The organism is Streptomyces sp. SD15, assembly GCF_054462255.1.
Genome location: NZ_JBTLMO010000004.1, coordinates 144357 through 169543, shown reverse-complemented (window position 1 = coordinate 169543; position 25187 = coordinate 144357). Strand labels below are relative to the sequence as shown.

General features: G+C 70.1%; 24 protein-coding genes and 1 tRNA gene. 7 read left to right on the top strand and 18 right to left on the bottom strand.

Features of this window, described 5'->3' with window-relative positions; all coding sequences use genetic code 11:
* Nucleotides 1–171 precede the first annotated feature (171 nt).
* From ACX28W_RS05815 to ACX28W_RS05775, 9 genes are all read right to left on the bottom strand, one after another.
* Entirely contained in the window at nt 172–987 is an 816-nt protein-coding gene (locus ACX28W_RS05815) for an HAD family hydrolase (RefSeq protein WP_458997658.1), read from the bottom strand.
* Nucleotides 984–2261 carry a serine--tRNA ligase gene (gene serS / locus ACX28W_RS05810; RefSeq protein ID WP_458997657.1) on the bottom strand — a complete coding sequence of 426 codons (1278 nt, stop codon included), beginning with the start codon at nt 2259–2261 and terminating at the stop codon, nt 984–986. Before serS ends, ACX28W_RS05815 begins: the two co-directional genes overlap by 4 nt.
* 595 nt (nt 2262–2856) lie before the next feature.
* On the bottom strand, nt 2857–3789 hold the full coding sequence (gene pheA, locus ACX28W_RS05805) for a prephenate dehydratase (protein WP_458997656.1): 933 nt from the start codon (nt 3787–3789) through the stop codon (nt 2857–2859).
* A 68-nt stretch (nt 3790–3857) separates the two neighbouring features.
* The gene (gene efeB / locus ACX28W_RS05800; protein ID WP_458997655.1) at nt 3858–5192 is read right to left on the bottom strand and encodes an iron uptake transporter deferrochelatase/peroxidase subunit; all 1335 of its coding nucleotides are present in this window, start codon (nt 5190–5192) and stop codon (nt 3858–3860) included.
* 8 nt (nt 5193–5200) lie between these two features.
* Complete coding sequence (locus ACX28W_RS05795; RefSeq protein ID WP_458997654.1) at nt 5201–7177, bottom strand: copper resistance CopC/CopD family protein; 1977 nt, start codon at nt 7175–7177, stop codon at nt 5201–5203.
* Nucleotides 7178–7190: 13 nt separating this feature from the next.
* The gene (locus ACX28W_RS05790) at nt 7191–7655 is read right to left on the bottom strand and encodes a copper chaperone PCu(A)C (protein ID WP_458997653.1); all 465 of its coding nucleotides are present in this window, start codon (nt 7653–7655) and stop codon (nt 7191–7193) included.
* Nucleotides 7652–8305 carry an SCO family protein gene (locus ACX28W_RS05785; RefSeq protein WP_458997652.1) on the bottom strand — a complete coding sequence of 218 codons (654 nt, stop codon included), beginning with the start codon at nt 8303–8305 and terminating at the stop codon, nt 7652–7654. Before ACX28W_RS05785 ends, ACX28W_RS05790 begins: the two co-directional genes overlap by 4 nt.
* A 128-nt stretch (nt 8306–8433) precedes the next feature.
* Complete coding sequence (locus tag ACX28W_RS05780; protein ID WP_458997651.1) at nt 8434–9183, bottom strand: YcnI family copper-binding membrane protein; 750 nt, start codon at nt 9181–9183, stop codon at nt 8434–8436.
* A 140-nt stretch (nt 9184–9323) separates the two neighbouring features.
* On the bottom strand, nt 9324–10139 hold the full coding sequence (locus tag ACX28W_RS05775; protein ID WP_458997650.1) for a hypothetical protein: 816 nt from the start codon (nt 10137–10139) through the stop codon (nt 9324–9326).
* A gap of 279 nt (nt 10140–10418) precedes the next feature.
* On the opposite strand from ACX28W_RS05775, the gene ACX28W_RS05770 reads away from it, so the two are divergent.
* Nucleotides 10419–10868, top strand: a complete 450-nt coding sequence (locus ACX28W_RS05770; protein WP_458997649.1) for an ATP-binding protein — start codon at nt 10419–10421, stop codon at nt 10866–10868.
* A gap of 45 nt (nt 10869–10913) precedes the next feature.
* Here ACX28W_RS05770 and ACX28W_RS05765 read toward each other — a convergent pair whose 3' ends face one another.
* Nucleotides 10914–11108, bottom strand: coding sequence for a hypothetical protein (locus ACX28W_RS05765; RefSeq protein ID WP_458997648.1), 195 nt, complete (start codon nt 11106–11108; stop codon nt 10914–10916).
* Nucleotides 11109–11612: 504 nt separating this feature from the next.
* Between ACX28W_RS05765 and ACX28W_RS05760 the strand changes: the two genes are divergently transcribed.
* Nucleotides 11613–12572: an intradiol ring-cleavage dioxygenase gene (locus tag ACX28W_RS05760; RefSeq protein WP_458997647.1), complete on the top strand. Its 960-nt coding sequence runs from the start codon at nt 11613–11615 to the stop codon at nt 12570–12572.
* A 9-nt stretch (nt 12573–12581) separates the two neighbouring features.
* Complete coding sequence (locus ACX28W_RS05755) at nt 12582–13424, top strand: triphosphoribosyl-dephospho-CoA synthase (RefSeq protein WP_458997646.1); 843 nt, start codon at nt 12582–12584, stop codon at nt 13422–13424.
* A gap of 103 nt (nt 13425–13527) precedes the next feature.
* Here the strand turns inward: ACX28W_RS05755 and ACX28W_RS05750 are convergent, their stop codons facing one another.
* Nucleotides 13528–15015, bottom strand: a complete 1488-nt coding sequence (locus ACX28W_RS05750; protein ID WP_458997645.1) for an aminopeptidase P family protein — start codon at nt 15013–15015, stop codon at nt 13528–13530.
* A gap of 89 nt (nt 15016–15104) precedes the next feature.
* On the bottom strand, nt 15105–16637 hold the full coding sequence (locus ACX28W_RS05745) for a PP2C family protein-serine/threonine phosphatase (RefSeq protein ID WP_458997644.1): 1533 nt from the start codon (nt 16635–16637) through the stop codon (nt 15105–15107).
* Between the two features lie 482 nt (nt 16638–17119).
* On the opposite strand from ACX28W_RS05745, the gene ACX28W_RS05740 reads away from it, so the two are divergent.
* The gene (locus tag ACX28W_RS05740) at nt 17120–17785 is read left to right on the top strand and encodes a bifunctional DNA primase/polymerase (protein ID WP_458997643.1); all 666 of its coding nucleotides are present in this window, start codon (nt 17120–17122) and stop codon (nt 17783–17785) included.
* 55 nt (nt 17786–17840) lie between these two features.
* Entirely contained in the window at nt 17841–18464 is a 624-nt protein-coding gene (locus ACX28W_RS05735) for a hypothetical protein (RefSeq protein WP_458997642.1), read from the top strand.
* Between the two features lie 268 nt (nt 18465–18732).
* On the opposite strand, the gene ACX28W_RS05730 is transcribed toward ACX28W_RS05735, so the two are convergent.
* The 3 genes from ACX28W_RS05730 to ACX28W_RS05720 all read right to left on the bottom strand — a co-directional run bounded on the left by ACX28W_RS05730 (nt 18733) and on the right by ACX28W_RS05720 (nt 21543).
* Complete coding sequence (locus ACX28W_RS05730; RefSeq protein WP_458997641.1) at nt 18733–19707, bottom strand: DUF5926 family protein; 975 nt, start codon at nt 19705–19707, stop codon at nt 18733–18735.
* Between the two features lie 246 nt (nt 19708–19953).
* Nucleotides 19954–20616: an ATP-binding protein gene (locus ACX28W_RS05725; RefSeq protein WP_458997640.1), complete on the bottom strand. Its 663-nt coding sequence runs from the start codon at nt 20614–20616 to the stop codon at nt 19954–19956.
* A gap of 117 nt (nt 20617–20733) precedes the next feature.
* On the bottom strand, nt 20734–21543 hold the full coding sequence (locus tag ACX28W_RS05720; protein WP_458997639.1) for a glycerophosphodiester phosphodiesterase: 810 nt from the start codon (nt 21541–21543) through the stop codon (nt 20734–20736).
* 257 nt (nt 21544–21800) lie between these two features.
* On the opposite strand from ACX28W_RS05720, the gene ACX28W_RS05715 reads away from it, so the two are divergent.
* Both ACX28W_RS05715 and ACX28W_RS05710 read left to right on the top strand, forming a co-directional pair.
* Entirely contained in the window at nt 21801–23276 is a 1476-nt protein-coding gene (locus ACX28W_RS05715; protein ID WP_458997638.1) for a S1C family serine protease, read from the top strand.
* A gap of 46 nt (nt 23277–23322) precedes the next feature.
* Nucleotides 23323–23409, top strand: a tRNA-Ser gene (locus tag ACX28W_RS05710).
* 136 nt (nt 23410–23545) lie between these two features.
* On the opposite strand, the gene ACX28W_RS05705 is transcribed toward ACX28W_RS05710, so the two are convergent.
* The 3 genes from ACX28W_RS05705 to ACX28W_RS05695 form a co-directional block, all read right to left on the bottom strand.
* Nucleotides 23546–24595: a tyrosine-type recombinase/integrase gene (locus tag ACX28W_RS05705; RefSeq protein WP_458997637.1), complete on the bottom strand. Its 1050-nt coding sequence runs from the start codon at nt 24593–24595 to the stop codon at nt 23546–23548.
* On the bottom strand, nt 24558–24920 hold the full coding sequence (locus ACX28W_RS05700) for a hypothetical protein (protein ID WP_458997636.1): 363 nt from the start codon (nt 24918–24920) through the stop codon (nt 24558–24560). The genes ACX28W_RS05705 and ACX28W_RS05700 overlap by 38 nt, the downstream gene beginning before the upstream one ends.
* A 62-nt stretch (nt 24921–24982) precedes the next feature.
* A complete protein-coding gene (locus ACX28W_RS05695) occupies nt 24983–25168 on the bottom strand; it encodes a helix-turn-helix transcriptional regulator (RefSeq protein WP_458997635.1) in 186 nt (61 codons plus the stop codon).
* Between the last annotated feature and the right edge of the window lie 19 nt (nt 25169–25187).

The following is a 25187-nucleotide window of genomic DNA, read 5'->3' as shown; positions in this document are numbered from 1 at the left end:
CCGCTTCGAGCGCGCGTTCGCCGCGCGGGCCGCCCACCCAAACTCTGCCGCTGCGGTTCGGCGGCGTCCCGATCCGCCGCTGCGCGGCGGGATTTCCCCACCCGCCCGCCCTCGTTTCAGGGCGGGCGGGGCCGGGCCCGATCACGGCCACGGCTACAGCCAATGCTTCGGCTACGTCAGCAACCGCTCCAGCACCACGGCGATCCCGTCCTCCTCATTCGACGAAGTCACCTCGTCCGCGACCGACTTGAGGTCGTCGTGGGCGTTGGACATGGCCACGCCGTGGGCGGCCCAGGCGAACATCGGGATGTCGTTCGGCATGTCGCCGAAGGCGATGGTGTCCGAGGCCTTCGCGCCGAGGCGGCGGGCCGCCAGGGACAGCCCCGTCGCCTTCGAGAGGCCGAGGGGGAGAAGTTCCACTATCCCCGCTCCGGCCATCGTGACGCCGACGAGTCCGCCCGCGACCTCCGTGGCCACCGCGGCGAGCTCGTCGTCCGAGAGCGTCGGGTGCTGCACGTACACCTTGTTCAGGGGCGCCGACCAGAGGTCCGCCGCGTCCTTGATCGGCAGGACCGGGAGCGAGCCTTCCAGCCTCCGGTAACCGGGCCCGACCAGCACCTCGCCGTCGAGCCCGTCGCGGCTCGCGGCCAGCAGCAGCGGGCCGACCTCCGCCTCGATCTTGGCGAGCGCGAGACCCGCCAGCTGTCGGTCCAGCGTCACCGAGGTGAGCAGCCGGTGCTCCCCCGCGTCGTACACCTGTGCCCCCTGGCCGCACACCGCGAGGCCCTCGTAGCCGAGGTCGTCGAGGATGTGCCGGGTCCACGGCACCGCGCGCCCGGTGACGACGATGTGCGCGGCGCCCGCGGCGGTCACCGCGGCGAGCGCCTCACGCGTACGCTCCGAGACCGTCTCGTCGGAGCGCAGCAGCGTCCCGTCGAGATCGGTCGCTACGAGCTTGTAGGGGAACGAGCCAGTAGCACCGGTCACTTGGAGATCGGCTCCAGGACCTCACGGCCGCCCATGTACGGACGCAGCACCTCCGGCACCCGCACGGAACCGTCGGCCAGCTGGTGGTTCTCCAGGATCGCCACGATCGTGCGCGGTACGGCGCACAGCGTGCCGTTCAGCGTGGCCAGCGGCTGGACCTTCTTGCCGTCGCGCATCCGCACGGACAGGCGGCGGGCCTGGAAGCCGTTGCAGTTCGAGGCCGAGGTCAGCTCGCGGTACTTGCCCTGGGTCGGGATCCACGCCTCGCAGTCGAACTTGCGGGAAGCGGAGGCGCCGAGGTCGCCCGACGCCACGTCGATCACCTGGAAGGGCAGCTCGAGGCCGGTCAGCCACTGCTTCTCCCAGTCCAGGAGCCGCTTGTGCTCGTTCTCCGCGTCCTCGGGGTCGACGTACGAGAACATCTCGACCTTGTCGAACTGGTGCACCCGGAAGATGCCGCGGGTGTCCTTGCCGTAGGTGCCGGCCTCGCGGCGGAAGCACGGCGAGAAGCCGGCGTAGCGCATCGGCAGCTTGTCGGCGTCGAGGATCTCGTCCATGTGGTACGCCGCGAGGGGGACCTCGGAGGTGCCGACCAGGTAGTAGTCGTCCTTCTCCAGGTGGTACACGTTCTCCGCGGCCTGGCCGAGGAAGCCGGTGCCCTCCATGGCGCGCGGGCGGACCAGCGCCGGGGTCAGCATCGGGATGAAGCCGGCCTCGGTGGCCTGCGCGATCGCCGCGTTGACGAGGGCGAGCTCCAGGAGCGCGCCGACACCGGTCAGGTAGTAGAAGCGCGAGCCGGACACCTTGGCGCCGCGCTCGACGTCGATGGCGCCGAGCGCCTCGCCGAGCTCCAGGTGGTCCTTGGGCTCGAAGCCCTCGGCGCCGAAGTCACGGATCGTGCCGTGCGTCTCCAGGACGACGAAGTCCTCCTCGCCGCCGATCGGGACGTCCGGGTGGATGAGGTTGCCGAGCTGGAGCAGGAGCCGCTTGGTCTCCTCGTCCGCCTCGTGCTGCTCGGCGTCGGCCGCCTTGACGTCGGCGGCCAGCCGGCCGGCCTTCTTCAGCAGTTCTGCCTTCTCGTCACCGGAGGCCTTGGGGATCAGCTTGCCGAGCGCCTTCTGCTCGGAACGGAGCTCGTCGAAGCGGACGCCGGACGACCTGCGCCGCTCGTCGGCGGAAAGGAGGGCGTCGACGAGTGCGACGTCCTCTCCACGGGCGCGCTGCGACGCACGCACACGGTCGGGGTCCTCACGGAGCAGGCGAAGGTCAATCACCCCTCAAGGCTACCGGTGCGTGCTTCCGGCCAACGACTCGATATTCCGGTGTGCGGGGTCTGTTGCGTTATGAGTGAAATGCCGGAGCGAATCCCTTCCCCGCTCCCTCACTCGCTCCCTTGATCGTCGATGAGCGTCAATGAAAGGGACGGTACTCCCTGAAACGGGGCAGACGGTGGTTGACCGGTTGACCGGACTCCCTTGTGGAGAACGGAACTTGGTGGGGGTTGTCCACAGGGGCCCATATCCCCGAAAAGTTATCCACAGGCTGTGCGGAAGATCTGTGGACTTCGGAGGTGATCATTCCGAAAGCCGCATGTGGGACGAAGGATTCCCGGGTCAAACCACCCCTGCACCCACGTTCGAGTGGAAATGCTTCCCCCTAAAGGGTTGATCAAGGGAAAAGGGTGGACGAGGGGTGATGTGCCGAGCTGTGGACGAAGTGGGGGCCTGTAGGCCGATTTGTCGACGATGTAGCGCTTCGTTGTCGACTTGTCCCCAGGTCGAGAAGCCCACCTGTGGATAACACTGTGGATGACGACAATCTGCAGGTAAGACTGGCGAGAACGAGTCGCGGCGGCGGGGCGCGAACCGCTTAGAACCGGCCGTCCTGGCAGCGCGCCAGCCAGTCCGACGCGGCGGCGAATTCGCCGTCCGACGTACCGGCCCGGGGCGCGCGTACGTCCTTGGGGTCGACCTCCGCGCGGGGGTACGAGCCGAGGAAGCGCACCTGAGGGCAGACCCGCTTGAGCCCCATGAGCGCCTCGCCCACACGGCTGTCCGAGATGTGGCCCTCGGCGTCAATGGCGAAGCAGTAGTTGCCGATGCCCTCGCCGGTCGGCCGGGACTGCAACAGCATCAGGTTGACGCCGCGCACCGCGAACTCCTGGAGCAGCTCCAGGAGGGCGCCCGGGTGGTCGTCGCGCTGCCAGATGACCACGGACGTCTTGTCCGCACCGGTCGGCGCGGCGGGCCGGGCGGGCCTGCCCACCAGTACGAAGCGTGTCTGCGCGTTCTCCGCGTCGTGGATACCGGTCTCCAGCGGTTCCAGACCGTAGGTGGCGGCAGCGAACTCGCCCGCGAAGGCGGCGTCGTACCGGCCCTCCTGCACGAGTCGGGCACCGTCCGCGTTCGAGGCCGAGGACTCCCAGAGCACGTCCGGGAGGTTCGCCTTCATCCAGTTGCGCACCTGCGGCTGCGCGGCGGGGTGCGCGGACACGGTCTTGATCTCCGACAGTTTCGTGCCGGGCCTGACCAGCAGCGCGAAGGTGATCGACAGCAGCACCTCGCGGTAGATCATCAGCGGCTTGCCCGCGACCAGCTCGTCGAGCGTCGTGGTGATGCCGCCCTCCACCGAGTTCTCGATCGGCACGAACGCGGCATCGGCCTCGCCGTTGCGGACGGCGTCCAGCGCGGCGGGAACCGACACCATCGGGACGAGCTGCCGGGTGGCAGCCTCCGGAAGCGTGCGCAGGGCGACTTCGGTGAAGGTGCCTTCGGGACCGAGATACGCATAGCTGGCTGGCATGACCTCACCCTAATGGGCCGTGTCCCACCCGGCTCACGCCTGGGGAAACCGCGGCCCGAAGGGGGCCCTCACCCCTCCAGCAGCCGCTGCCCCACGTACTCCCCCTCCGCCGCCCCGCCCGGCACCGCGAACAGCCCGCTCGCCTCGTGGCGGATGAACGTGGACAGCGCGTCGCCCCGGTCGAGCTTGCGCTGGACGGGGACGAAGGCGCGCAGCGGATCCGCCTGCCAGCAGACGAAGAGCAGGCCCGCGTCGGGCACGCCGTCCGGGTCGAAGCCGTCGTGGAAGGAGAACGGACGGCGCAGCATCGCGGCGCCGCCGTTCTGGTCGGGCCGGCTGATGCGGGCGTGCGCGTTGATGGGGACGACGAGCCTCCCGTCGGCGTCGGTCTTGTCGAGGTTCATCGCGGTGGTCTCGGTGCCGCCGGTCAGCGGTGCCCCGTTGGCCTTCTTCCGCCCGATGACGTCCTCCTGGGCGGTGACCGAGAGCTTCTCCCAGTCGTCGAGGAGCATCCGGATCCGTCGTACGACGGCGTACGAGCCGTTCGCCATCCATGCCGGGTCGCCGGAGGCGGGCACGAAGATGCGCTGGTCGAAGTCGGACTCGGACGGCTTCGGATTGCGGGTGCCGTCGATCTGGCCCATCAGATTGCGGGCCGTCATCGGCTGGGAGGTGGCGCCGGGCGAACGGTTGAAGCCGTTCATCTGCCAGCGCACCCGGGCCGCGCCGCCCGCGTCCTTCTGGATCACGCGCAGGGCGTGGAAGGCGACCAGCGCGTCGTTCGCGCCGATCTGCACCCACAGGTCGCCGTTGCTGCGCGCCTTGTCGAGGTGGTCGGAGGAGAAGTCGGGCAGGGGGTCGAGGGCGACCGGGCGCTGCTTCTCCAGACCCGTACGCGCGAAGAAGCTGTGGCCGAAGCCGAAGGTGACCGTCAGGGACGACGGGCCGGCGTCGCGGGCGACGTCCGTGTCGTCGTGCGCGGCGGCCTCGCCCGCCATCAGCCTCTGGGCCGTCGTCGACCAGCGGCGCAGCAGTGCGGCTGCCTCCTTGCGGCCCGCGCCCGCCGCCAGGTTGAACGCGACGAGATGGCCGCGTGCCTGGAGGGCCGTGGTGATGCCCGGCTGATGTTTCCCGTGAAACATCACCGTGTCCGCGCCGAGCGAGGTCAGGGGCGTGGCGTTGTCGGCGGAGGGTGCCGCCCCATACCCGGCGGCGCCTCCGGCCGCGCCCAGGGCGAGACCGGTGGCACCGGCGGTGCCGAGCAGTCGGCGCCGCGTAAAGACGCCGTCGGCCCCTCGAGGCGAGCCCTCAGAGGAGCCTTGAGACGAGTCCTGAGACGAGCCTTGAGACGAGCCCTGAGAGGACTTCTGAGCGGGCGCCCCCGGAGTGGACTGGTCAGCCATGGTGAGGTTCAGCCGATCTTCGCGTTCTTGTTCACGGTCGCTTGGTCGATGTCGGAGGTACGCACGGTCACCGCGATCTTCCAGTCGCCCGCCATGGGGAGCTGGACCCCGCTCGCCGACCAGTGCCCGGTGGCCATGCGGTCAGGGGTCACGGGCAGTGGGCCGATGCCCTTGGCGGCGAGGGTGAAGGCGACCTTCACCTCGGGGACGTCGAAGGCCTTGCCGTTCGGCCGCACCACGAAGACGTGCATCTCGTTGCTGCCGACCCCGGCCGGGTCGAGGGTGACCTCCACGGTGCCCTTGCCGTCCTCGCCGCCGGTGTCGAACGGGATCTTCAGCGACAGCGGTCCGGACCGCTGCGACGTGGACGCGGTGGCCTGCTGGGCGGCTTCCTCCGTGCGCCCCGGCTCGGTCGATGTCAGCAAGGTCGTGACGGCCAGCAGTACGACCGCGACACCCGCCTCCGCGAGCACCGAGCGGCGCAGGCCGGTACGGATCGGGTCGGCATCGCGGATGCGCTTCTCGCGCGCCGTGGCCACGGCGGCCCGCTGCCGGGCGAGTTGGGAGGCGCGCCGGGAGTCTCCGGAGTCCGCGGCCACCGCGGCGGGCTCGTTCGCCGTCGCACGCTGCTTCGCCGCCTTGGCCGGCGCCGCTCTGCCTGCCATGGCCTTGGCCGCCACGGCCTTCGCGGGCGGCGCCTCGGACAGCTGCGCCGTCCAGCGCCGCGAGATCCACGCGATGCCGACGAGCACCGCCACCAGGCCGACCTTGACGAGCAGCAGCTGTCCGTACGCCGTGCCGGTGAGTGCCGACCAGGAGCCGACCTGGCGCCACGACTGGTAGATCCCGGTCGCGGCCAGCACGGTCACGCTGCCGAACGCGACGCGCGAGAAGCGCCGTACGGTCGCCGCCTCGATCTGTGCCTCGGCCGGCGCCCGGAACAGCGCCACGAGGAGCGTCGACAGACCGCCCAGCCAGACGGCGACCGCCAGCAGGTGCAGGACGTCGACGGGCATCGCAAGGCCCGCCTGGACGCCGGTCGAAGCGTGCTCGGCCATCGCCCAGCTCGCGGCCAGGCCCGCCGCGACGACGGCGCCGCCGATCGCGAGCCCGAAGGTGAGGTCATTCTTCTCGTCGGCGGCCTCGTCGGACGAGTCGGACCGGTCTGCCTCGTCACGCCGCGCGTACGCCCCGAAGAGCACCGCGATGAACAGCGCGCCCGCAGCGAGCAGCAGCAGCCTCGAGACCAGAGCCGCACCCGATTTGGTCTGCAGCACCTGCCCCAGAAGCGTCAGGTCGAAGATGTCGCCGACCTTGCCGGAGCCGACGTACGAGCCGCGCAGGAGCAGGAGCGCGAGGGTGGCGCCGGTCAGCGCGAGCCACCCGGAGACCACGAGCCGCTGCACCGGCCGGACTCCGGCCCCCCGCTGCCAGCAGGCCAGTACGAAGGCCGCGCCGCCGACGAGGAGAATGAATCCGGCGTACGAGACATAGCGCCCGATTCCGTAGAGCGCGCCGACGACTCCGCCGCCCGCCGTCTGGTCGGACAGTGCGACGGAGGTCTGAGAGGGCGCCCCGATGGAGAAGGTGAACGCGCCCGAGACGGGGTGGCTGTCCACCGAGACCACCTGGTAGGTGACGGTGAAGGTGCCGTCGGGCAGCCCCGAGTGCAGCTTCACGCCGTACGTGGTGCCGCTCAGGTTGGTCGCCCTGCCGGTGTCGACGCGCTTGCCCTTGGGGTCGAGTACGCGGAGCGAGCCGTCGGACAGCGCGATCTGTTCGGAGAAGGTGAGCGAGACCTGAGTGGGCGCCTGTTCGACCACCGCTCCCTGCTGCGGGTCGCTTCCGGTCAGCGCGGCGTGTGCGGAGGCCGGCGCCGCACCGGCGAGGACCGAGCCCACGACGGCGAGCAACAGCAACAGCAGCGTCCGTACCCGAAGAGCGGTGCTACGGCCGACGACCGTGGGAGTGATGGTCTGCGTCACAGTGATCGCTCCCTCAGTGCCCGGTCTTCGGGTTGTACGTCGCGGACTTCACCGGCATGGAGATCTTCACCGTGCCGGTCTTGGCGAAGTGCAGCTCCAGCGACACCTTCTCGCCCTCCTGGGGCTTGTGGGTGAGCTTTTCGAACATGAGGTGGTTGCCGCCGCTCGCGAAGCCGAGCGTGCCGTCCGCGGGTATGGCGAACGACTTCTCCTCCTTCATCGCGCCGCCCTTGGTGGAGTGCAGCGTGACGTCGTCGGAGAGGTCGCTGGTGACCGAGGTCAGGGTGTCGGCGCCACCGGAGTTGGTGACGGTGAAGAAGCCGGCCGCCATGGTGTCCATGCTGGGGGCAGGCATGTAGGCGCCGGTGACCTTCAATTCGGGCTTGGCCGAGGTGTTCGCGGAACTGTCCGCGCCGCACCCCGCGAGCGTCAGGGCGGCCGCGGCGATCACTACGGCGGTTCCCGCCGGACGCCTCACGGGTTCTGTCCCTTGATGAGCTTGGGCAGGTCCTTGGTGTAGTCGTCGACGGTGGCGTCCTCGCCGTACAGCACATAGCCGCCGTCGGTCTTCGGCGAGAACGCGATGACCTGGGTGCCGTGCACGGAGACGAGCTTGCCGTCCTTGTCCTTCGACGTCGGATCGATGGAGATGCCCAGAGTGCGGGCGCCGGCCTGGATCGTGGCGAAGTCGCCGGTCAGGCCGACGAAGTCGGAGTCGATGCCCTTGAGCCACTTGCCCAGCGCGGAGGGGGTGTCGCGGTCCGGGTCGGTGGTGACGAACACGACGCGGAGCTTGTCCTGCTGGGCCTGGGGCAGCTGCTTCTTTGCGACGGCGAGGTTGTTCATCGTCAGCGGGCAGACATCGGGGCAGTGGGTGTAGCCGAAGTAGATCAGCGTCGGCGCGCCCTTGGTCTCCGCCCGGAGGTCGTACTTCTTGCCCTGAGTATCGGTGAGTACGAGGTCCGGCTTCTCGAACGGCTGGTCGAGTACCGTCGCGACCTTGCCCGAGCCGGACTCGGCGGACACGTCGGCGATCGGCTTGTTGCTGTCGTCACCACTGCCGCAGGCGGAAAGGGTCAGTGCGGCGGCGGCGAACAGGGCGACCGCGGCATACGTCTTCTTGCGCATAGAAAAATGTCCCAGATGTGAGGGATCCGGCGTGCACCGGGGTCGCACGACGTCGTTGACAACGTCTGATGACGTCGTTGACGAGGCCGTACGACCCGCCGGTGCACAACGGAAAGGGTGCGTGGGCCTCAGGCGGTGGTACGCCGACGCCCGGCCAGAACGCCGTACGCCACGCCCGCCGCGCCGACGACGATGCCCACGACGCCGAGGACGCGGGCGGTGGTGTCGCTGGAGTCGGAGGAGGACTCGGCGGCCGCGGGGACGGCGGCGGTCGTGGCTTCGTCGGAGGCTTCCTCGGCAGTGGCCTCGTCCGTGGCGGACGCCCCGTGGTGGTCGCCCTCGGATGCGGCGGAGAGCGCGAGCACCGGAGCCGGGTTCTCGGGCTCCTCCGCGCCTTCCTCCTGCACCTCGATCCAGCGCACGACGTCCTTGTTGGAGTACGTCTGGATCGCCTTGAAGACCAGTTCGTCGGCGTCCTCGGGCAGCTGGCCGATGGAGAGCGGGAACTTCTGGAAGAAGCCCGGCTCGATGCCCTTGCCGGTGGCGGTCCAGGTGACCTTGGAGACGGCCTCGGAGATCTTCTCGCCGTGCAGGGTGACCGGGGTGTCCAGCTTGCTCTTGGTGACCTTCACGGACCAGCCGTCCAGCGGCTGCGGCATGACGGACGAGAGCGGGTGGTCCGTCGGGAGGGTGACCTCGAGCTTGGTGGTCGAGGCGTTGTCACGCTCGTTGGGGACCTTGAAGTCGACGACGGCGTAGCCGCCCTTGGCGGCCTCGCCCTCCGGCTGGACGCTGACGTGCGCGAAGGCCGGGGCGGACAGGGCGAGGACGGCCGAGGCGGCGACAGCGCCGGCGGCGGCGATACGGGAAGCCTTCATGGAAGGGAACACTCCACTGTGAGTCCGATACGGAACTTCGATCACGGAATTCCGATGAGGTAAGGGGTGCGCGTGCGACAACGGCACGCGCGCGTGCCGCACGACGGCTCCCCTTGGACTTCGTGGAGAGGCGCGTCGTGTCAGGCGGCGAGGACGAGAGCGGTGGAGTGTGGCGGTCCGCGCCGGATCACGGTGTGCTGAAGCGTGGTGGTACGGGGCTTCGGCGGCGTGAGCAGCGCGGTGCGCGGGGCGCGCGGTGCCACACCGGGCGTTCCCGGCAGTCCCGCCCGCAGGGCGCGTACGAGTGCGAGCGCCCCGCGCAGGGACCGTACGAGCGCCCCTTCCGTGACCCCGTGCGCGGACAGTCGCATGAGCCGCAGCAGTGCCAGGTCCCCGTGGCGCAGCATCCATCCGGCGGCGAGGGCCGCGAGGACGTGGCCGAGCAGCATCGGCAGGGACGGCAGCACCGACATCGAGGAGTCCGCGGTGGTCGACATCGCGTCCGCGGGGTGGTGCATGGAGAGCGTCGTACCCGTGTCGATCCGCGCGTCGGCGAGGATCTTCTGGGCCTGCGCGGGGCTGATCGCCGCCGCGGTCGTACCGCACACCAGCCGCGCGGCACGTTCGACGAGCGAGGCGTCGGCCATCGACATGGATCCGGAGACACTGGAGCCGACAGTCGTCGTACCGAGCCCGAACAGTGTGTGCAGCGCGGTCTGGCCGACGGCGAGCAGCGCGGCGATGCCCGGAAGTGAACGTTCGCGCCCCGCCGGCGCGGCGGCGACGGCGAAGACCGCGAGGAATCCGGCGCCCAGTGTCCACAGGGGGACCGTGGTACAGGAGGCGATCCCATGACCTGCCGCGGCCAGCGCGACGCAGACCGCGGCGAACACCGCGGCCCGCAGGGTCCGGACCTCGTATCCGGAGCGCGCCGTTCGTTGGTGGGGGGCAGTCATGGCGGGCTCATCATCGCACTGGCCTGACCCGCCCCCTACGGCAGGTCCACAAGGTGACGTTCCGCTGGGTACCGTACGGAAGATCCGTATCTGGGGGGAATTCGCCCGCGCTGTCTCGGGGGATCAGCGGCGCCATCTGGGGTACCCGCCCGCACATACACCGATCCCGGTCGCGCGCGCGTCCACCGTATGGGCGGCATCACGTCAAGTGGGCGATTGCGCACGGGTGCTTGCGGCAATACGTAACGGTATGTCGAGCCGCGGCCAGGAGGCTGGAGCATGAGCATCTGGTGGTCACTCCATTTGCGGCGCGAGGCTGCGAGCGTTCCGCTCGCCAGACGCCTGCTGCTCGGCACGATGGAGACGGCGGGCGTCGACCCGGACGTCTCGTACGACCTCTCCGTCGCCCTCAGTGAGGCCTGCGCCAATGCCGTCGAGCACGGCGGTGACACCGGTGCCTCTTCCGAGGCCTACCGGGTCACTGCCTACCTCGACGGCGAGAAGTGCCGCATCGAAGTCTCCGACTCCGGACCCGGCTTCCCCTCAGGACGTTCCCGCACCCCGTTCCGCCCCGTCCGCGCCGACGCCGAGCACGGCCGGGGCCTGTGTCTCATCCAGGAACTCGCCGACCACGTCCAGATCGGCAATGAGCCGGGGCAGGGCGGCGCGGTGGTCAGCTTCGACAAGATCCTCAAGTGGAGGAAGGACGCCCCTTTGATGGCGGTGTAGCGAGTCCTCCACGGTGATCGGCCGGACAGGTCCTAGCCGTGCTGGTCAGGTGAGTAGTCCTTCAAGCCTGACCGTCTCCGTGGACGCCTCCGGCGCGTTCGCGGCGAGCATGTCGAGCATCTCCTGGGGGAGGGTGCCCATGAAGAATCGCTGGGCTCCTTCCCGGCCGGCCTGCTGATGTTCCGTCACGTATCCCCGCATTTCCCGCTCGTACGCCGCGAAGGCCGCCGTGTGGTCCACGGCGGCCGGCTCCCCGGCCAGGATGTAGGCGCCGGTCAGCGCCTGAGAGGTGCCCCGGCCGGACGTCGGTGCCGCGCAGAGGACGACGTGAGCTGATGGCCGATGCCGCGTTCGCGGAGGCGCCACTGCCCGAACCCGGTGCGGCCCAGGCCGGCGGGCCGAAGGGCCGCCGGTGTTGTCACGGGCGGCCCTCGGCGTGGGTGTTGGTGGATCTCCCCTACGCGTGGTGAGGGCGCGCCGCGGTGTCCCGGACCGGCTTTTGGCGCATCTGGTCGGCAGTGTCTCCCGGTGTCTCCCCCACCCCATGCATGGCGGTTCCCGAGGAGGGTCCCCCCGGCCCCCGATCAGCTCCTGCTGTCCCACGGCTTGGCGTTCTAGGGGTCTCCCGCCCAAGGCCCCCACCTTGGAGGGCGATTTCCCGCCGACTTCAGCTTTCTCACGATTCTTAGCCTCCTCACAGCCTTACCCCACATCCCTGACGGGAGCCTTTCCTAGCTTCGGATCATGACTGGGAACCACAAGAACACCACGATCACCCGGCGCCGCGCCCTAGCGGTGACCGGAGGCACGGTCGCCGCGGGCGGGCTGGCGGTCGCCGGCTACCAGTCGGCCTTCGCCGACGAGACGACGACCACCACCACCGAGGCCGAGACCACCGTCTCGGCGACCTCCAGCAGCAGCGGCCAGTGCGTGCTGATGTCCAGCGTCACCGAGGGGCCGTACTACCTCGACGGCGCCCTGGTGCGGAAGGACATCACCGAGGGCAAGAGCGGCGTCCCGCTGACACTGCGCATCACCGTTCAGGACACCACCGACTCCTGCGCCCCGGTCGCCGGCGCCGCCGTCGAGATCTGGCACTGCGACGCCTGGGGCTACTACTCCGGCTACACCACCGCCAACCCCGGCGGCTCGGCCCCCGCCGAGAGCGAGGACGGCTCCACCGCCAACGACAAGACGTACCTGCGCGGTTACCAGGTCGCAGGCGCCAACGGAGTCGTGAAGTTCGAGACGATCTTCCCCGGCTGGTACACGCCGCGCACCTGCCACATCCACGTCAGGGTGCACACCGGCGGCGAGAAGGAGGACGGCACGTACGAGGGCGGCACGGTGAACTTCACCGGCCAGCTGTTCTTCGACGACGACGTCGCCGCGGAGATCTTCGCGCTGGAGCCGTACTCCCAGCACACCGGCAGCTACACCAAGCTCGCCGACGACATGGTGTACGAGGACAACGGCGCGGCCGGCGGCCTGCTGACCCTGAAGCCGGTTCACAAGAAGGACCCGTCCAAGGGATACAAGGGGTTCATCACCCTGGGCATCGACCCCGACGCCGAGAGCACCGGCGCGGGCAGCGGTGGCGGTGGTACGCCCCCGAGCGGCGCCCCGGGCGACGCCCCGGCCGGTACGCCGCCGAGCGACGCCCCGAGCGACAGTGCCAGCCCGTCCGCGTCGGCGTCTTCGTAAGGTGCGGCCATGAGCAGCCGCGAGGACGAGACGCTGGCGGAGGCCGCCGTGGCCGCGCTGACGTGGCAACTGGAGCTCACCCCCAAGCCCGGACTGCCGGACCCGCGCGATCGGGGCGCCCGGGCCACCCGCCGGGACCTCTGTGCTCTGCGCTGGTCGGCCAAGGCGCTGGCGCCCGGCCTCGCGGCCATGGCGGCCGCCGCCCGCCGCACCGGCGAACCCACGTCCGCACTCCGTGCGGAGCTGGGCGCGATCGGCCGCTCCACCGAGCACTCCGTGGCCCTGGCGGGCGGCGGTCACCGCGGGGCGTTGTGGGCCCTCGGGTTCCTGGTCGCGGCGGCGGCCCTGGAACCCCGGGCGATGGGCAGCGACGTCACCGCCACCGCCAAGCGGATCGCGGCGCACCCCGACCGGGGGGCGCCGCGGCGGCCCTCCCGCGGGTCGTCCGTGTCGGCGAAGTACGGTGCGGCGGGGGCGCGAGGCGAGGCACGCGCCGGATTCCCGCACGTGCGGCGGGCGTTGGACGCGCTCGCGACCTCCCGCTCGGCCGGTGCGCCCGAGCCGTACGCCTGGCTCGACGCCCTGCTCACCGTCATGTCCACGCTCCAGGACACCGAGTTGCTGTACACGGCGGGCCCTCACGGCCTCCGCCATGTGCAGGCGGGCGCGCGGGGCGTGCTGGCAGCGGGCAGCACTGCGACGTCGGCCGGCCGGGAGGCCCTGACCGTCTTCGACGACGACCTCCACGCGCGCGCGTGGAGCCCCCGTGGCAGCGGGGGACTGCTCGCGGGGGCATTGTTCGTGGACTCGCTGCCCGTGGTGGCCGCTTCACGGGCCGGGCTCGCGGCCTGACGCGGGGCGGGTCGGTTCACGGGCCAGTCGCCACTTGACGGCGGCGTCCCAGGCACACGAACGGCCGGGTACCTCTCATCGGTACCCGGCCACCCGTCTCGTATCAGCCCTTCAGCTCCGCCATCCACGCCTCGACCTCGTCGGAGCGCCGCGGCAGCCCCGCGGACAGGTTCCGGTTGCCGTTCTCCGTGACGAGGATGTCGTCCTCGATGCGGACGCCGATGCCGCGGTACTCCTCGGGCACGGTCAGGTCGTCGGCCTGGAAGTACAGACCCGGCTCGACGGTCAGGCACATGCCCGGCTCGAGGGTGCCCTCCACGTACGTCTCGGTCCGCGCGGCCGCGCAGTCGTGGACGTCCATGCCGAGCATGTGGCCGGTGCCGTGCAGGGTCCAGCGGCGCTGCAGACCGAGGTCCAGGACGCGCTCGACCGGGCCCTCGACCAGACCCCACTCGACGAGCTTCTCGGCCAGCACGCGCTGCGCGGCGTCGTGGAAGTCGCGGTACTTGGCACCCGGCTGCACGGCAGCGATACCGGCCTCCTGGGCCTCGTACACAGCGTCGTAGATCTTCTTCTGGATCTCCGTGTACGTGCCGTTGATCGGCAGCGTGCGCGTGACGTCGGCGGTGTAGAGCGTGTGCGTCTCGACGCCCGCGTCCAGCAGGAGCAGGTCGCCGGAGCGGACCGGGCCGTCGTTGCGCACCCAGTGCAGCGTGCAGGCGTGCGGGCCGGCGGCGCAGATCGAGCCGTAGCCGATGTCGTTGCCCTCGACCCGGGCGCGCAGGAAGAACGTTCCCTCGATGTAGCGCTCGCTGGTCGCCTCGGCCTTGTCCAGGACCCGTACGACGTCCTCGAAGCCGCGCACCGTCGAGTCGACGGCTTTCTGCAGCTCCCCGGCCTCGAACTCGTCCTTGACCAGTCGCGCCTCGGACAGGAAGCCCCGCAGCTCCTCGTCGCGCTCGGCGGTCACCTTGTCGGTGAGCGCCGCCTCGATGCCGGCGTCGTAGCCGCGCACGACCCGGACCGGACCGGTGGCCTCGCGCAACTTGTCGGCCAGTTCACGCACGTCCGAGGCCGGGATGCCGTACAGCTGTTCGGCCTCGGCGAGGGAGTGGCGGCGGCCGACCCACAGCTCGCCCTGCCCGGACAGCCAGAACTCGCCGTTCTCGCGGTCGGAACGCGGCAGCAGGTAGATCGTCGCCTTGTGCCCGGCGGTGGTCGGCTCCAGGACCAGGACGCCGTCCTCGGTCAGGTTGCCGGTGAGGTACGCGTACTCGACCGAGGCGCGGAAGGCGTACTCCGTGTCGTTAGAGCGGGTCTTCAGGTTGCCCGCGGGGACGACCAGGCGCTCTCCCGGGAAGCGCGCGGAGAGTGCGGCGCGGCGGGCGGCGGTGTACTCGGCCTGCGCGATCGGCGTGAGGCCGCGCAACTCGGTGTCGGCCCAGCCGGACTTCATGTTCTCGGCGAGCTCGTCGGACACGCCCGGGTACAGGCCGTTCTTACGCTGTTTGATCGGCTCTTCTTCGCCCGCTGCGTCAGCGGCGTCGTCGAGTACGGCTTCCGGGGTCTCCGGGTTGAGCGCCTCCGACACGGTCTGCCTCCTAGATACGACTCTGAACCTCCCCCATCGTACGGTCGTACAGGAGAAGGCCCAGGGCGGGAAGACCTGTTACCTACGGCTCACTCGAAGCGCGCCGCCAGCAACACCACATCCTCCTCGGAGTCGGCCTCGTCGAGCCCGTCCGGCAGCACACTCCGCAGGACGTGATCGGCGACGGCGCCCGGGTCGTCGCGCATCCCCCGCGGGACGCTCGCCGCCGCCGCGTGCAACCGGGCGAAGGCGCGGTCCATGGCGTCACCGGTGCGGTGCAGCAGTCCGTCCGTGTACAGCAGCACGGTCTCGCCGGGCTCCGCGCACAGCTCCACGCTGGGCGCCTCCCAGCAGGCGAGCATCCCCAGGGGCGCGGACAGGGAGGTCTCCACGAACTCGGTGCGCCGCGCGCCGATCACCAGGGGCGGGCTGTGCCCGGCGCCGGCCATCGTGATCTTGCGCGCCGCGGGCTCGCAGTACGCGAACAGGGCCGTCGCCGAGCGGGCGGGCTCGGTCAGCCTCAGCAGCAGCTCGAGGTCGGACAGAACGGCGACGGGGTCCTCGCCCTCCATCACGGCGTACGCCCGCAGGGACGCCCTCAGGCGGCCCATCGCCGCGAGCGCGCTGGGTCCGGAACCGGTGACGGAGCCGACCGCCAGGCCGAGCGTGGCGTCGGGCAACGGCAGCGCGTCGTACCAGTCGCCGCCGCCGCGCGGACCCGTGCGGTGCCGGGCCGCGAGCTGCACGCCGCAGACCCGGGGCAGCCGCGGCGGAAGCAGTTCCTCGGAGATCGTCGTCATGCACGCGCGCGTGCGGACCAGTTCCAGCAGCCGTGCCAGGTGCTCGGTCGCGTACCGGGCGTAGAGGCCGATGAGATGTCGCTGGCGTTCCACCGGCTCGGCGGGCTCGTCGTAGAGCCATACGGCGGCGCCGAGGCGGCCGGCTGCCTCGGTGGACAGGGGCAGCGCGTAGCTCGCCGCGTAGCCGAGCCGGGCGGCCACCTCGCGGTGGCGGGGGTCGAGCCCGTCCTCGGAGAAGAGATCCGGCTGCGCGATCTCGCCGTCGCCGCCCGGGAGTCCGTCCAGGATCTTCCCGTACGACATGCAGCTGCGCGGGACCGTCTCGATGTGGCCGAGATCGGCCCGTGCGAGACCCAGGCCGATCGTCGTGTCGGGGCCGAGTCCGTCGCCCGGTTCCATGACGACGAGACCGCGCCGGGCGCCCACGAGGGCGGCTCCGGCGCGTAGCAGTTCCTGGAGTGCGTCGCTCAGTGTGGCGGTGCGCACCAAGCGCTCGGTGAGCTCGTGGAGCGTGGTGAGATCGGATACCCACCCCGCGAGACGATCTTGCAGAACGGCTCCTGGGCCGGTGGATACAGCTCCTGGGCCGGTGGATGAGGTGGCCGAAGAGGTACCCGTGACGGAAGACGTCGGCGCGACAGTGTGTGCGGGCGAGGGAACCGTGGAATCGATTCCGGCCACTTTCGGAAGGTGAGGGGCGTTCATGGCGTCCGGCTTTCCGACCGGTGCGTATTGCTCAATAGCATCGCAAACCCCCATGTCGTTCTGCGCCGCTAGCGGTGTCTCCACATGTACACGCACTCGTGAGGAGATGTCCAGCATTGTCCTGCTGGGATTCCTGGTGTCCGTGAGACTCTGGTGAGGCTCTTGCGGGAAAGTGAAGTTGGCTTAAAACTGACTCGGGTAACGGGTTATTGAGGTCGACTGGCCTAGTTCGACGGAGCGTCACAGCGGTCGTGTTGGGTACGTACTCGGTGAAGGCCAGGGGTGGTTGGGATCCGCCCGGAACCTGGCAACGGACCCGGGCGTCTTAACCACCGACGACCGTGCCCCATCCTCCCGTGGCGGAGGCGGCAAGAAATACGCGGGACGAGAAACGCCAGGCGCCGCCACCCCACGCCATGCCCATGCTTTAGACAGACGCAGTATGGACGCGGACGCAGCCAACGCTCGGCCCAGATGGGTTCCCCTTGTCTCGCACAAGGGTGTGATGCGCCAGCAGGTACGCACAGTGAAGTGATCGACACATGGTGTGATGTGATCCACGGTGTTGCCAGGCGTGCAACGGAAAGGAACGAGCGCTCATGCGCGAGATCCTCGGAAGGCGACGCAGGCTCCTGTCCAGGCGAAACAACGGCAGGCCTGAGATGCTCAGCGCGGCCCTGACCTTCGCGACCGATTGGCAGTGGCCCGTACTCCCGGGTGTGGCACCGGACCCGCAGGGGCGTGCCCACTGCGGGTGCCCGGACCCGGAGTGCACGGTGCCCGGTGCTCATCCCTTCGACCCCGGCCTCCTCGCGGCCACCACCGACGAGCGCATGGTGCGCTGGTGGTGGACCAACCGGCCGTCGGCACCGATCGTGCTGGCCACCGGAGGCAAGGCCCCCTGCGCGGTGAGCCTGCCCGCCCTCGCGGCGGCCCGCGCGCTCGACGCGCTCGACGGCAAGGGCATGCGCCTCGGCCCGGTCGTCGCTGCCCCCACGCGCTGGGCGATTCTCGTGGCGCCGTATTCGATGGAGCAGCTCGGCGAGCTCCTCTATGCCCAGGACTTCGTGCCCGGGTCTCTGCGCTTCCACGGGGAGGGCGGCTACATCGCACTGCCCCCGTCCGAGACCGGCCTGGGCCAGATCCGCTGGGAGCGGGCACCACTGCCCGGCTCCGCGGCGCCCTGGGTGCCCGACGTGGAGGCCGTGGTGGATGCCGTGGTGGAGGCACTCACTCGTACGGGTGTGAGCGCGCCCGAGTTGTAGCGTGCCCGGCGCGCGGTGAGCCGCGCGCCCACCCGCGCTCGTTATGTTGCCCCTCATGCTGCGTCATCCCGGGGAGCGCCCCCCGGACCCCCGAAAAGTTCGCCTGGTGGCGCTGGCGATCGCCGTGGCGTTCACGATCGCCCTGCCGCTGGCCGTGGCATCCGCAGGACCGGTCGGCGACGCGACCCCTGCGCTTGTACGTGCATCCGAACACGTCGATGACGTCGAGGACGTCGGCGTCGGCGTCGGCGATGGCGATGGCGATGGCGACGACAAGGGGTCGACTCCCGCGCCCACGCCCACGCCCTCGCCCCGGCTGCTGGGCCTCGGCCTGGCCACCGCCGCTCGGTGCGGCCCCGAACTCTCCTCGCCGGACGGCATCGAGGCGCAGACGTGTGTCCTGACCCAGGGGGAGGAGACCTGGGCGCGTACCTACTACCGCAACGCGACCGGCGACGGGCTGAGCTCCGCGCTGAGCCTCCTGGGGCCCGGCGGTCACACGGTGCAGATCAACTGCGTGGTGGACGCACAGGACGACCCCGGGGTATGCGAGACGCCCAGGGAGCGCACGGCGGGTGACATGGGGGCGTACGCGGCGTACACGGCGGTCGCGGAGTTCTCGAAGGGCGACGGGTATGGACCGCTTTTGTTGCGCTCGGGGAGCAACTCGGCGCCGTAGCAAGGCGGTTGACGTCACCCGGGGATCCATACAGAAACCGCACATGGATCCGTACGTGGATCCGTACATGGAAAGACCCGGTTGCTGGCGACGGGGGATGCACCAGCAACCGGGCTACTCGAACGGTAACAAGAGATCGGCGGTTCGCAAATTCGATCTCGGCTATTCGGACAGGGATTTACCTGTCACGACCGGGAGTTGTGACAGGGGTCACTTGTTCCGTGAGACCCCGACCAGCTGACTGGTCGGTCAGTTCCTGTCCTGTGTGTCAGCTGAGTGTGACCTGTCGGTTGGTGAGGCCGCCGCGGGCCCGGCGCTCGTCCGCGGTCAGCGGCGCGTCCGTGGCCAGGGCGGTCGCGAGGCGCTCGGCGAACTCGGCCGCCGGCTTTTCGACGTCGTCGGCCGTGACGCCGGACGGCAGATCCCAGACCGGCACGGTGAGCCCGTGCGCACGGAAGGAGCCGACCAGGCGGGTGCCCTCACCGAGGCTCGACCGACCGGCCGCGTGCAGCCGCGCGAGAGCGTCCAGAAGCTGCTCCTCGGGGTACGGCATGACCCAGCGCAGGTGGTTCTTGTCCGGGGTCTCGCACCAGTACGCCGCGTCGACGCCGGAGAGCTTCACGGTGGGGATGGCCGCGGCGTTGGCCCGCTCCAGGGAGGCGGCCACCTCGGGTGTCGAGTGCTCGGCGTCCGGGACCCAGAATTCGAAGCCCGCGTGCACAACTGGCTCGAACGTGCCTTCGGGGTCGAGCAGCTCCTGCAGTCGCGGGCCGTCGGCCGGGGCGCGGCGGCCCGGGACCGGGGTGCCGGGCGTCGCGGTGAGCGCGCGCTGGAGGGTGTCGGCGAGGTCTCGGCTGATGTCGCCGGACGCCGTGTCGTTCTGCAGACCGAGCAGGACCGAGCCGTCGTCGCGGCGCAGCGCGGGCCAGGCCATCGGCAGGACGGTGGCGAGCGTGACCGAGGGGACACCCTCGGGGAGGCTCTTCTTGAGCTTCAGCTCGACGGTCGCGGCGGGCACCAGCTCGCGCAGCGCGATCCAGTCGGCCTCGCCCGGCAGGCCCTCGAAGGGGCGCTGCACCAGCTCGGTCACCGCGTGCGCGGCCGCTCGGCCGTGGCAGGCCTTGTAGCGGCGGCCGCTGCCACAGGGGCAGGGTTCGCGAGCGCCGACAACCGGAAAGTTTCCTTCAGCCCCGTCGCTGATCTGAGGCTGCTTGGCCTTCGTCTGGGGTCGCTTCTTGGCCATCGTGGGTGTCTCCCGATCACGGCTCGTCTCGTACGGCGCGAGCCTAGCCGTTCGTGCGACGGCGGACGGGAACCTGTGGACAAGGCGCCTCAGCTCATACGTTTCGACCCGAGTAGTTCTTGGCCCGAGTAGGGCTCGGGCCCAGTCGTTTTCTCAGCCGTAGGTCTCAGCCGGACTCGTCCTCAGTCCAAGCCCTGGTGAGTCCAAGCCCTTGTGAGTCCAAGCCGTTCTCAGTCCAGGTCGTTCTCAGTCCAGGTCGTCGAAGGCGTCCGCGAAGTCCAGCTCGGGTATCCCCGCGTCCGGCATGTGCGGTGGCCGTCGCGGGGGCGGCGGCGTGACGCGCGTAGCGAACTCGTCATGTCGGTACCCGCCCGCCGAGTCGTCCACGTTTTCCTGGACGACGACCCACACCGTGACCTCTCCGGGGGCGTCGTCCCGTACGCCCCAGTCCTTGGCCAGTGCTGTGATGATGTTCAGCCCGCGGCCGCCGTGGGCGGTGACCGAGGGCGTGGCCGGAACCGGGCGGGTCGGACCACCGCCGTCCGTCACCTCGACGATGAGTCTTCCGGCCGCGTCGACGCGCCACGCGGCCCGGACGTCGCCGTCACCCGCCAGCGCGTCGCCGAGTGGCCTGCCGTGCCGGCACGCGTTGCTCAGCAGTTCGGAAAGGATCAGTACGGCATCGTCGATGACCGATTCCGCCACTCCACCGGTGCGCAGCTGATCCCGCATCCGATGCCTTGCTGTCCCCACGCCCGCAGGGCCATGGGGTACGGCCATGCTCGACGACGTGGGCACCTCCTGTGCCACCACCAACGCCACCCCCGAGACCTCCTTTGCCCCACGCCACGGTGTGGATGCCCCTTCGGCCTGGACCGGAAACCGGCCGATCCACGTGTCCTGACGCACTCGTAACAATCGAATACGGACCGAACGCGCCGGGGCACTCCCTGTCATCAGCTGGCTGGATTTCGACGGTGGTCTTCTGTGTTTTGGCGATGCGCCTCCGGCGCAGGCGTGGTGAGGTCAGCGGCCGAGCTGGCTCAGTACCGCGCGCGGGCGGTTGGTGATGATGGCGTCAATGCCCAGCTCAACGCAGAGATCGACGTCCTCGGGCTGGTTCACGGTCCATACGTGCACCTGGTGCCCGGCTCGTTTCAGTCGTTCGATGTACCCGGGGTGATTGCGCACGATCCGCATCGAGGGGCCTGCGATCCGGACACCCGCGGGCAGTCGCCCGTCGCGCAGCCGGGGCGAGATGAACTGCAGCAGATAGACCGTCGGCAGCGTCGGGGACGCGGCCCGGATGCGGTGCAGGGAGCGCGCCGAGAAGCTCATGACGCGTACGGGCGAGGTGGCGGCGCTCTCCGGGGAGTCCAGGCCGAAGCGCTTCAGGAGGAACAGCAGCCGGTCCTCGACCTGGCCGGCCCAGCGGGTGGGGTGCTTGGTCTCGATGGCCAGTTCCACGCGGCGACCAGCGTCGGCGACGAGTTCGAGCAGCCGCTCCAAGGTGAGGACGGAGGTGTCCTCGGGGTCTCCGGGGCCGTACTCCCAGTCGGGGGCCTCGTCGCGGTTCCTCCAGGCGCCGAAATCCAGCGCCGCGAGCTCGGCGAGCTCCAGGGCCGAGACCGCTCCGCGGCCGTTGGACGTACGGTTGATCCGGCGGTCATGGACGCACACGAGGTGTCCGTCCGCGGTCAGCCGGACATCGCACTCGAGGGCGTCGGCACCGTCCTCGATCGCCTTCTTGTACGCGGCCAGGGTGTGCTCGGGGGCCTCGTCGGAGGCTCCGCGATGGGCGACGACCTGGATCGGGTGCTGTCGTGCGTGGGTCACCGCGTCATGGTGCCACCGCCGCGGGGCAGGCGTGGGGTGGGAGACGCCAGGAATTTATCTGTTACGCCCGAAAGGTCCGATATAAAGGATGGTCGAGGACCCACAGCCACCGTTTATGGTGCCCTGACGTCCCGTGGGAAAAGCTGACCACGTACAAAAGCACATGCACAGCTGAATCGCGCCGGGCCATCGACAAGCGTGAGTGAGCGTGACCGAGTGCGACCGAGAACAACAGCCGTGGATCGAGGAGAAGAGCTGTGAGCACCGAGAACGAGGGCACCGCAGTCCCCCCGGCCCCGTCCGCACCTCCTGTGCCGGTGGAAACTCCCGCTGCTTCCGCGCGGACCGCTGCGCCCGGAGAGGGCGCACCGACCGCTCCGATCCCGGCGGTGCCTCCGAGCGCCCCCGGCGTGCAGGAGCCCGAGTCGGCGTACGCGTCCGTGGGCGCCGGAACCCCTGACCCACAGGGATACGGCGCCGGGGCACCGGCCTCCGCCGCCGAGGCAGGCTGGCCGCCTCCGCCGCCCGCCACCCCGTCGTACGCGGACGGCGGCGGCTCGGGAGCCGGCGGCTGGGGCTCCTCCTACGAGCAGCCCGCGCCGAAGCCCAAGTCGGGGCGCGGCGGCCTGGTCGCCGCGATCCTGGCGGCCGCACTGGTCGCGGGCGGCGTCGGCGGCGGCATCGGCTATTCGCTGGCCAAGGACAACGACGACTCCACCGACTCGACGACGGTCTCCGCCGCGGACAGTGGCGGCACCCTCAAGCGCGACGCGGGCACCGTCGCGGGCGTGGCCGCCAAGGCGCTGCCGAGCACGGTCACCATCGAGGCCCAGAGCAGCAGCGGCGAGGGTGGCACGGGCACCGGCTTCGTCTTCGACAAGCAGGGCCACATCCTCACCAACAACCACGTCGTGGCGGACGCGGTCGACGGCGGCAAGGTCACCGCGACCTTCCCCAACGGCAAGAAGTACAACGCCGACGTGGTCGGCCACGCACAGGGTTACGACGTCGCGGTCATCAAGCTCGAGAACGCCCCGTCGAACCTTCAGCCGCTCGCTCTCGGCGACTCCGACAAGGTGGCCGTCGGCGACTCCACGATCGCGATCGGCGCGCCCTTCGGCCTCTCCAACACGGTGACCACGGGCATCATCAGCGCCAAGAACCGCCCGGTGGCTTCCAGCGACGGCAGCGCCAGCAGCAAGGCCTCGTACATGAGCGCTCTGCAGACCGACGCCTCGATCAACCCGGGCAACTCCGGCGGCCCCCTCCTGGACGCGCAGGGCGCTGTCATCGGCATTAACTCGGCGATTCAGTCGACGAGCGGCGGCGGCCTGGGCGACACGAGCCAGTCCGGCTCGATCGGTCTGGGCTTCGCCATCCCGATCAACTCGGCGAAGCACGTCGCCCAGCAGCTGATCAAGACGGGCGAGCCGGTCTACCCGGTGATCGGCGCGTCGGTCTCCCTCGAAGAGGGCACCGGCGGCGCGAAGATCACCGAGGAAGGCGCGAGCGGCTCCGCCGCCGTCACCTCCGGCGGCCCGGCCGACAAGGCCGGCCTCAAGCCCGGCGACGTCATCACCAAGCTCGACGACCAGGTGATCGACAGCGGCCCGACCCTCATCGGCGAGATCTGGACCCACCAGCCCGGCGACGTCGTCAAGCTCACGTACACGCGCGACGGAAAGACCCAGACCGCCGAGGTCACCCTCGGACAGCGCGAGGGCGACAGCTGACCGGTTAGTCTTGTCCCCGCGCCACCAACAATCGTGGGCGGCGCGGGGTGGGTTGCCCGAGCGGCCTAAGGGAACGGTCTTGAAAACCGTCGTGGCAGCGATGTCACCGTGGGTTCAAATCCCACACCCACCGCAGCAGGTCAGAGGCTCGCAGGTCACAAGGGGTGCCACTCTCCAGAGAGGCACCCCTTGTGCGTGCACCGTGTCTCACCTTGATTCGGCGGTATCCCACCTCTGACCAGTGCGTGCGGCCAACCTGCGGCCAGGATTCACGCGCCGTCGGCATCCTCCTCCTGCTCCGCCAACCCCTGCTCAATCAGGGCGTTCATCTTGGCTTCCTCGCCGTCCAACACCTTGGCGTAGTAGCGCTGGAGGACGGCGACGCTCTGCCCCGCACGCCGTGCCGTCTCGGCAAGGCTCACCCCGGAGCGGAGCCAAAACGACACGCAGGCGTGCCGTAGGTCGTACGGGATGGCGGCCAGCGGAGAGGCCACCTGCGCGACGGTGAGCGCCTTCCTGCGAGCCTCCTTCCACACCGCGCCGTATTCCTGCGAGCGGACCGGACCGCCGCGTACCGCGCTGAACAGTTGACCTTCGGCCGTGGTGCCGAACGCTTCGAGGTGGGCGCGCAGGATGGCGACCAGGACCGGCGGAATGGGCACGGGCCGGACCGCGCGGCGGGCCCGGTGCTTCAACTGTCGTTCCTCGTACGGCTTGCCATCGTCGGTCCAGGCGGAACCCACCTGCGGGCGGGCGCCGGCGAGCATGAGCCGACCCCACCCTTCCTCGGGTAGGTCGCACTGGTCAGGGCTCAGCATGGACACCTCTTCCGGCCGCATCGCGGCGTAGTAAATGCAGGCGAAGAACGCGACCAGGTGAGCACCGCGCGGGCCCTGCGCGCGGACGGCGTCCAGTAGCGCCCGTGCTTGTGCGGGAGTGGCCACGCTGCGTACGTCCAGTTCCTCCACTGCCTTGGGGGTCTCCCAGTGGACGCGGAGCAGGGGATTGCCGGGCAGCAACTCGTGTTCGACTGCCAGGCGTAGGCAGTTGCTCAGCACAGCGCGGCGGCGCCGGAAGGTGTTCGCGGCGGCTGGCTTGCCGTCCTGGCGCTTGGCCAGGTGTTCCAGCACCGTGCGCATGCGCTTGGCACTGTCGAGGTCGACCACGGCCGGCGCGTAGCGCTCGACCCACGCCAGCGCCTTGGCCTCGGCTTCCGGCAATTCCTGGCCATGGCGGCCGGCGTTGAATCCCCACTGGTAGAGCGCGCGGCGTAGGACTTCGTCAGCCGGGCGTCCCTTCCCCGCCGGGCACACGGCCATCGTGGCGATGGTCAGGCTCTCTGCGATGCTCGCGCGGTGCTTTGCCGCTGCGGTCGGCCTTCCGCGCGGCGTGCGCGTGCGCATGGGCGTACCAGCTCGTGCGGTTGCGCTCGCGCATCTCCGAGACGGGAAGCCCGGTTTCCGTGTCGAACGGCTCGCCCGTGCGGGTCGCGGTCAACAGCTCCGCGCGGCGGGCGTCCGCGAGCGTCTTGGTTGCGAACTTCTCCTGATGTTCCGTCCCGTCCACCTGCCAGCGCAGTTGGAACGGAGCGGCCTTGCTGGGGCGCTTGCGGATGTTCCAAACGCGCACGTCATAGCTGTGCATCGTGCTCCCTCATGGAGAAGGGACCCCGTCGCCTGGCAGGGTCCCTTCGGGATGGTCAACGGTCAGGCTGCGATCTCGTGCTCGGCCCACCACGCGTCCAAGTCACCGCGACGGCAACGGAGCTGCCCGTTCGGGAGCTTGATGAGCTTCGGTGCCTTGCCGCGGGCGCGCATCCGGTAGAAGGCTGCGCGGCTCATCTCGATCTCTTCGAGGACTTCGGGGAGCTTGAGCATCTTGGTGCTGGCCAAGGTGGTGACTCCTTCGACG

Coding starts and splice junctions, on each gene's coding strand:
- ACX28W_RS05705 (WP_458997637.1), bottom strand. CDS start 24,595: ATGGCCGTGTGCCCGGCGGGGAAGGGACGCCCGGCTGACGAAGTCCTA.
- ACX28W_RS05780 (WP_458997651.1), bottom strand. CDS start 9,183: ATGAAGGCTTCCCGTATCGCCGCCGCCGGCGCTGTCGCCGCCTCGGCC.
- ACX28W_RS05745 (WP_458997644.1), bottom strand. CDS start 16,637: ATGCTGGACATCTCCTCACGAGTGCGTGTACATGTGGAGACACCGCTA.
- ACX28W_RS05730 (WP_458997641.1), bottom strand. CDS start 19,707: ATGGCCAAGAAGCGACCCCAGACGAAGGCCAAGCAGCCTCAGATCAGC.
- pheA (WP_458997656.1), bottom strand. CDS start 3,789: ATGCCAGCCAGCTATGCGTATCTCGGTCCCGAAGGCACCTTCACCGAA.
- efeB (WP_458997655.1), bottom strand. CDS start 5,192: ATGGCTGACCAGTCCACTCCGGGGGCGCCCGCTCAGAAGTCCTCTCAG.
- ACX28W_RS05785 (WP_458997652.1), bottom strand. CDS start 8,305: ATGCGCAAGAAGACGTATGCCGCGGTCGCCCTGTTCGCCGCCGCCGCA.
- ACX28W_RS05760 (WP_458997647.1), top strand. CDS start 11,613: ATGACTGGGAACCACAAGAACACCACGATCACCCGGCGCCGCGCCCTA.
- ACX28W_RS05735 (WP_458997642.1), top strand. CDS start 17,841: ATGCTGCGTCATCCCGGGGAGCGCCCCCCGGACCCCCGAAAAGTTCGC.
- ACX28W_RS05700 (WP_458997636.1), bottom strand. CDS start 24,920: ATGCACAGCTATGACGTGCGCGTTTGGAACATCCGCAAGCGCCCCAGC.
- ACX28W_RS05775 (WP_458997650.1), bottom strand. CDS start 10,139: ATGACTGCCCCCCACCAACGAACGGCGCGCTCCGGATACGAGGTCCGG.
- ACX28W_RS05740 (WP_458997643.1), top strand. CDS start 17,120: ATGCGCGAGATCCTCGGAAGGCGACGCAGGCTCCTGTCCAGGCGAAAC.
- ACX28W_RS05755 (WP_458997646.1), top strand. CDS start 12,582: ATGAGCAGCCGCGAGGACGAGACGCTGGCGGAGGCCGCCGTGGCCGCG.
- ACX28W_RS05770 (WP_458997649.1), top strand. CDS start 10,419: ATGAGCATCTGGTGGTCACTCCATTTGCGGCGCGAGGCTGCGAGCGTT.